We start from the raw sequence: 6,949 nt of genomic DNA, 5'->3' as shown, positions 1-6,949 counted from the left end.
GAACGGGGCTATCCAAGACGGCTCCGACGCCGTGATCACACCAGCCACACCAAGATCATCTCACCCCTGACCAGGGGTTACGGGACAGCCCTTAGCCGCAACCGTCGAGACATGGTGGCCAGAGATCCTTGCGGTCCTGCACACCGGGATCACCAACTCCGGCTCCGAAGGCACCAACCGGTTCATCAAGACCATCGCCCGCGACGCCTACGGCTTCCGCAACCCCGGCAACCAGCGCTTACGCACCCGCTGCGCGACCACCCGTCGAGCCCGTGGACACCTCGATGCCCGCTAATTTCTTTGAGCCCGCACCCTGCAATCGTGTTGGCTAGCGGCACCGAACTGTCGGTACCGCAGGTGTCCGTTTGGCTGTAGCAGGGAGTTAAACGTGCAGGACATTGTTGTCGACCCCGTTGCCCACAATCGGGCAGCCTGGGACAAGTATGTCCAAGAGGGCAACGAGTGGTCGAGGCCGGTGAGTGCTGAGGATGTCGAGCGCGCCCGCATGGGCGACTGGTCGATTGTTCTCATCGGGCGTGAGCCAGTCAACCGCTCCTGGCTGCCGACGGACCTGACCGGCAAGGACGTGTTGTGCCTGGCCTCCGGCGGTGGCCAGCAGGGTCCGATCCTCGCCGCCGCAGGGGCGCGGGTCACCGTATTCGACAACTCACCCCGCCAGCTCGGCCAGGACCAGATGGTGGCGGCGCGCGACGGACTCGAGCTGCGCACTGTCCTAGGCGACATGCGCGACCTCAGCGCCTTCGGCGACGCGACATTCGACGTCGTATTCCATCCGGTCTCTAACCTATTCGTACCAGACTTGGCACCGGTGTGGCGTGAGTGCTTCCGCGTCCTGCGACCGGGCGGAACTCTGCTCGTGGGCTTCCTCAACCCTGATGTGTACTTGTTCGACCACGAGGCGCTCGACGAGCGGGGCGAGCTGATCGTCGTGCACAAGCTGCCCTACAGCGATGTCACGCAGTACTCCGCCGAGGAACGCGCCACGAAGTTCGGTGCGGATGCCCCTCTTGAATACAGCCACACCCTCACCGACCAGATCGGCGGGCAACTCGCCGCGGGGTTCGTCCTCACCGGCTTCGCGGAAGCGCCGCACCAATCCAACGCATCCGCTCAATACATGTCGCACTATTTTGCGACGCTGGCGGTCAAGCCGGGCTGACCCAGCCGTGGGGCCGGCCGAGACGACCGTGTCTCCGAATGGCCAAGTGGAGCGCTGCGCCAGCCCGACCCCCACTAACTTCACTGAGCCGCCATCACTCAGCGTGGCCGCGTCACAGAAGTTGTGCCAGAACCGCAATTTCGACGGCACCAGGCCACGGAGGTGTTCGCACAGGCGTCGGCTGTGGACTGCGAGCGAGGCCGACAGAGGCAAGGCGGCGATCTAGGGTCACCGGTCAGGGTGCAATCGTCCACGGCCAGGCGCGTTCGGCCGGGTCGGGAACCGCTGGCCCCCTAGCGTGATTCGGAAACGATCCAGGCGGGCCATCGTCGGGATCCAGACCCTACGGAGGAACCTGACCATGACCGTCTCGATCCCTGAGCTCACGGGGGACTACATCCTCGACCCGACTCACACCCGGATCGGTTTCGTCGCCCGCCACGCCATGGTCACGAAGGTGCGCGGCTCCTTCCACCAGTTCGAGGGCACCGCGCACCTGAATGGCACCGACCCGGCCAAGTCCACCGGCCAGGTGGTGATCAAGACAGAGAGCATCGACACCGGCGTCGAGCAGCGCGACCAGCACCTGCGAACCAACGACTTCCTGGACGCGCCGAACTTCCCCGACATCACCTTCCGCAGCACCGAGATCGAACGGAAGTCCGACACCGAATATCGGATCACTGGCGATCTCACCATCAAGGACACCACCAAGCCGGTCACCATCGACTTCGAGTACACCGGAAACGCCGTCGACCCCTACGGCAACCTGCGCGTCGGCCTGGAGGGATCGGTGACGATTTCCCGCAAGGAGTTTGGCGTGACCTGGAACGCGGCCCTGGAAGGCGGCGGTGTCCTGGTTGGCGACAAGGTCGAACTGCAGTTCGACGTCTCCGCGATCAAGCAGAGCTAGCAGCGCCCAACTGGCACACCTGCGGCGCAATTCGTACAGGAAGCGATCACGCGGCGCGGTCCTCGAGGTCAGGGCTGCGCCGTCGCAATGCCGAACCATGTCACCGTGGATTGCGGGCAAACCCGTCAGTGCCGAGGACCCCGCACAGGGGAGCGGTTGCCGAAATGTCCCGTCGGTGGCCAGAGGTAGCGCACCAACGGCGAGCGGGGCGTGGCATCCGGACCGTCATTCCACGCGGGCCTGCGCACCACCCCCGCTGGACGACCGTCCACTTCGCGGCACACGGCGCGGCCGCTGCAGGTTGGTCACGGCCAGCCGGACAACCGTCAGGGGTGTGGCGCCGCACCTTCGTCGACGGGCAGCGCAACGGGTTCCTCTGGTGGCCGTGTGCCGCTCTGCCGGGAGCCCGGGTGCACGCCGAAGTCTGTCGCAGGCCCTTGCGTGGCCGTTGCCCGGTCCATGCGGCGCAGCGCCAGGTGAAGCACCGGTATGAGCACACAGGTGGCCGCCGTGGACTGCCACAAGAGCGCGTCCAGTCGGCCCGCCTCCAGATACGCGCCCGCGGCCACCGCCGCCAGAGCGCACACGCCGCGGTCTACGATGCTCTCCACCGACAGCAGGGTGGCACGCGGCGCCCCCGGTGGAATGGCATCGTTGATGAGTTTGCGCTGTATCGGATAGCAGAACCCGGTGAGCGCGGCGAACACACACAGCAGCCCGGCCACTGTCCAAGGACCGCCGACGGTCGTGCCCGCCAGGGCGGCGGCGAGCGCCACGCTCAGCAGGGACACCCAGGCCGCCGGCGGCAGGCGGGATCCCAGCCACTGCGGGCGGGCGGAGGCCACCGCCTCGGCGACCGTCATAGCCGCGAGCACACTGCCGTGGGTGCTCTCGCCGATGCCGTGCGCCAGCAGCACCGGCTGGAACAGATTGACCTGGCAGATCCGCGACAGCGTGAACACCGCCACGCCCTGCACCATGAGCATGGCCAGCCATGGTGAGGACCGCAGCGTGCGCAGCGCGGCGCCGGTGTCGTGCAGCAGGGTGCCGCCGCGCCGCCCGGACGCACGCGCTGCGGCGTCGGTGTCGCGCGGGGCCAGCCGCGGCAGGGCGAGGGCACAGCCGAGCGAGCCGGCTGCACTCGCCGCGCTGAGCACGTACGGGGTCTGCGGGGCCAGTGTCATCAGCGGTCCGACGAGCGGCCAGCAGACGACCTTGGCGGCGAGGCCGAGGGCCCGCGCCGTGCCCTCCGCCCGGAGATAGTGCGCGTCCGTTCCTTCGGCGCGCAGCCCGTCGTACAGGTAGGCGCTCGCCGCGCCTGACGTCAGGGAGCGTCCGGCGGCGATGGCAAGGAAGTGCACGAGGAAGCCCGTGTACGAGGGCTCGAGCACCGGCATCATGTTTGCCGCCGTCATCACCACCGCGCCCGCGCGCAGGCAGTTCCGGGCACCGATGCGGTCGGCGACGAGCCCGGTGGGAATCTCGAACAGGCAGAAGGCTATGTAGTAGATGCTCTGGATGCCGAAGATCTGTCCGTCCGACAGGCCCGCGTCACGCTGGTAGGCGTAGAAGACGGGCATCCACCACAGCAGGTTGAACAGCAGCTGGAACCCGTTGTTGAGGCGGATGATGCGGCGGGCTGCCGGGGTCAAGGCCGCGTGTGGAGCGCTGCGCCACAAGGAAGGCATACGGCGGCTCACCAGGCGTAGGGGCGGACCTGGACCAGCCGGAACGCGCCCTCGGCCGTCATCAGCCACTCAATGTCCAGGGCATCATCGGGCTCGTCTTCGCTGAAGTGGGACTGCAGCAGGCGTCCCACGAGGGCAAGTTGCGACAGAGCCGCACGCGTGTCCATGGAAAGATCCGTGCCCGAAGAGCCGACGTCCACCGTACGGCCGCCGCCCTCGACCGTGTTGTACAGGTACTGGTGCGGCAGCACGGTGCCGTCAACCACGCGCTCGGGGGAACCGGCCGTACAGTTGAGGTAGACGTTGCGGAAGTCCTCGCGGCGCGTCGGATTGCACGTGACGAGCACACCCCCGAGATCGGCCGGCACGTACTCCTGGATGATCACCCCCATGTAGGTGTCGTCCAGGGAGATGCCGACCTCATGCCTCAGGCGCACGCTCCGCGGCGACAGCAGCGACGCCCACACATGCCGGACGGCGTTCAGCAGTTGCTCCGCCCCGCGTACCGTCGTCACCGAGTCGTAGATCCCGGCCGCCGAGAACCCCGGCAGGTCCTCGGCGTTGGAGGAGGAGCGCACCACGAGACGGCGTTCGTCGGCCAGCAGTCGCGGCACCGAGCCGGTGATGGCCCGCGCCACCTCGTCGGGCATCGGCATGCTGTGCATCAGGTGCTGGAGGTCCAGGGACAGCGAGTCCACCATGTCGAGCGCGTCGAGTTCCAGCGCCATCTTCAGCTTGCCGATGCCCTGTTGCAGCGCGGGCGACGAGGTCAGATACAGATGGTGCAGATGGAACGGCAGCGCCACGCCCTCGGGGGCCCGGACCGTCGCCGCCACCCACTCGGCGGCCGCGGCCCGCAGCCGCTCCGCGGACGCTCCCGGCTCACCGAGACGGGAGGCGAGGTGGGTGAGCAGATCCGGTCGCGGCGGACGCGGGCGGGCGTAGAACGCGGTCAGGTCGGCGGTACGGCTGTCCAGGACATGGTGCAGCTCGCCGAGGTTTGCGGCCTTGGTGCCGTAGCTGTCGCGGTCGGCGCGCCGCAGCCGGTGCAACGCCATGATCGGCGCGTCCCCGAGCAGGGGTGCGTCGATGCGGATGCGCTGCTGGTGCCAGACCGGCTGCTCCAGTTCCGGCGCGCCGGCCAGGCGCTCCAGGGTGATGGCGTCCTCCTGCACGCGGTAGCGGACCCAGGCCTCGGCCAGCCCGTCCCGCTCCACGAGGGCGTCCAGGTCACGGACGATCGCGTTCGGGATGCCCCAGCCAGAGGCGAGGACGTTGGTGTGCGAAAGAGGCGTCGTGGGCTCGGTGTTGATGAACCCGGCGACCCGAGGCACGTCGTCCGGCAGGCAGGCCATCGCGACGATGTCCTGCCAGCCGAGTTCCGCGGCGGCGTCCCGGTACTCGTCCAGGCTGTGGAAGTACCGCAACCGTCCTTCGGTCACGCCCGGGTTGAGGCAGGTCCGGGTCCGGTTGCCGAACAACTCCTGGCTGAGGATGCGCGGGATGCGTGTCTCGCTCACCGAGGCCAGTTCGTGTTCCTGCCCGTGATTCGCCGGTTTCAGCAGCAGCGGAAGGCGTCCGTCGACTCGGTTGCGGACGTAGTGATAGAAATCCTCCAGTAGCGCACCGTGCATGGTGTCCGCCTCGGTCGTCTCCAGGACCAGGAAGGGCCGTTCGGGGCCGTCGGTCTCCTCGTCGCAGTGCAGCGACAGCACGCCCAGCAGGAAACGGCGGTCCGACGCCATGTATACGGACGCGTTGAACTCGTCGAGCTGCGCGTCGAGTTCGTCCGCCGTCATGCCGAGGACGCGGGTCGCGATGTAGTCGACGTGGAAGGGGTGTACCCGGGTGTCGAGCAGATGCCAAGTGTCCTCGGCCCGGTCCACCACAACTTTCAGGTACTGGTGTCCGGCCAGTACGCCGGACAGCGTACGGAACAGCGGCAGCGACAGGTTGGCGCCGACGACGGTTCGGTCGTCCGCGGCGCCGGGGATGCGGGCCTCGTCGGGTGCGAACGTCATGCGCGGGCCCCCTCGGTGGTGTCCGTGGGCAGGATGCGCGGCATCGCGTCGACCAGGGCGGTGAAGTCGCGGACGACGGACTGCGGCCGGTCGGCCGACAACAGGCACAGCCCCGCCATCGTGTTGGCACCCGCGGCCGGGTCGTAGACGGGCACCGGGGAGCCGTCCGGCAGGGAGCTCTCGCGGACCACGGACAGCGTGCTGCCCGGCCCGACGGGCGCCTTACGGGCGACCATCGAGGAGTCCCACCGATGGCGGCGCGACCACGGGGTCCCGTCGCCGTTGACGGCGAGAACCACCAGGGCACCGGCTGCTCCTGCGGCATCCGCGGGTGTCAGCGCCCGCGCGGGCCAGGGCGGTGAACCGCCGAGCAGTTGATCGGTGAACATGCCGATCATGTCGAGGCCGAACACCCCCTCGATCTGCGGCACGGTCATCGCGCCGCCGAACCGCGCGGCCGTCTCGATGACCCACATCCGACCGTCCGTGCCCAGCTTGATCTCCGTATGGGTACCGCAGTTCTCCAGCCCCAGCGCGTCCACGGCACGCCGGGCCAGCTCAACGATCCCGCGCTGCGCCCCGCTCCCGACGGCGGCCGGAGTGATGCCCGCCCGCTCGGTGAACGGCTTCACCGTCGGCATGCGCCCGCTCAGGCAGACTGGACGAAAGACGCCGTCAACCACCACACCCTCGACGCTGACGTAGTCACCCCAGCCGGGGCCGTCGAACCACTCCTCGGCCCGCCCGGTGACGATCTCCTCGACGATGAAGTCCTGCGACGCGCCGCTGACATGCAGTTCGGCGAAACCGAGTTGCGCCGACTCCGCCATCACCTCGCGCGACCGCTGCCAGGCGTGCGGTACGTCCTCCACCTTGTCGATGATCTGGTGCGCGGTCGAACCGGCGCTCCAGGCCGCCTTGAGCAGCAGTGGGTACGACAAGTCGGTGGTCGCCTGCTCCAGTTCGGCGAGGCTGGTGACGGCGCGGAACCGGGGCTGCGGTATGCCGTGCCGGTCCCACGTGGCCCGCATCAGCCGCTTGTCGCGGGCGAGGTCGGCGGCGGGCCCGGCACCCTTCAGACCGAGCCGCCGGCACGCCTCGGCGACCGCGACCCCCGCGTATTCCGAGAAGGTGAGGACGGCGTCCG

5 protein-coding genes and 1 pseudogene are annotated in these 6,949 nt (G+C 68.5%); 3 read left to right on the top strand and 3 right to left on the bottom strand.

From position 1 onward, the window contains the following. Positions 1–103: 103 nt before the first annotated feature. The 3 genes and pseudogenes from ACFW2E_RS37670 to ACFW2E_RS37660 form a co-directional block, all read left to right on the top strand. Positions 104–295: pseudogene (locus ACFW2E_RS37670) on the top strand (transposase); the annotation flags it as partial. A gap of 93 nt (positions 296–388) precedes the next feature. After that, complete coding sequence (locus ACFW2E_RS37665; RefSeq protein WP_384473801.1) at positions 389–1,180, top strand: class I SAM-dependent methyltransferase; 792 nt, start codon at positions 389–391, stop codon at positions 1,178–1,180. A 361-nt stretch (positions 1,181–1,541) separates the two neighbouring features. Continuing rightward, a complete protein-coding gene (locus ACFW2E_RS37660; RefSeq protein ID WP_384473798.1) occupies positions 1,542–2,093 on the top strand; it encodes a YceI family protein in 552 nt (183 codons plus the stop codon). A gap of 326 nt (positions 2,094–2,419) precedes the next feature. Here ACFW2E_RS37660 and ACFW2E_RS37655 read toward each other — a convergent pair whose 3' ends face one another. From ACFW2E_RS37655 to ACFW2E_RS37645, 3 genes are all read right to left on the bottom strand, one after another. Continuing rightward, positions 2,420–3,781 (bottom strand): MFS transporter, encoded by a 1,362-nt coding sequence (locus tag ACFW2E_RS37655; RefSeq protein ID WP_384473795.1) that lies wholly within the window; start codon positions 3,779–3,781, stop codon positions 2,420–2,422. A gap of 8 nt (positions 3,782–3,789) precedes the next feature. Next, positions 3,790–5,802 (bottom strand): PEP/pyruvate-binding domain-containing protein, encoded by a 2,013-nt coding sequence (locus ACFW2E_RS37650; RefSeq protein WP_384473793.1) that lies wholly within the window; start codon positions 5,800–5,802, stop codon positions 3,790–3,792. After that, on the bottom strand, positions 5,799–6,949 hold a 1,151-nt coding region (locus tag ACFW2E_RS37645; RefSeq protein ID WP_384473790.1), incomplete at its 5' end, for an acetyl-CoA carboxylase biotin carboxylase subunit family protein. The genes ACFW2E_RS37650 and ACFW2E_RS37645, both read right to left, overlap by 4 nt.

It is taken from the genome of Streptomyces sp. NPDC058964, from assembly GCF_042741275.1.
In the GTDB taxonomy this organism is placed as follows: domain Bacteria; phylum Actinomycetota; class Actinomycetes; order Streptomycetales; family Streptomycetaceae; genus Streptomyces.
The sequence above is the reverse complement of the archived record's forward strand: the minus strand, read 5'-3'. Positions and strand labels throughout refer to the sequence as shown.

Coding starts and splice junctions, on each gene's coding strand:
- ACFW2E_RS37650 (WP_384473793.1), bottom strand. CDS start 5,802: ATGACGTTCGCACCCGACGAGGCCCGCATCCCCGGCGCCGCGGACGAC.
- ACFW2E_RS37655 (WP_384473795.1), bottom strand. CDS start 3,781: ATGCCTTCCTTGTGGCGCAGCGCTCCACACGCGGCCTTGACCCCGGCA.
- ACFW2E_RS37660 (WP_384473798.1), top strand. CDS start 1,542: ATGACCGTCTCGATCCCTGAGCTCACGGGGGACTACATCCTCGACCCG.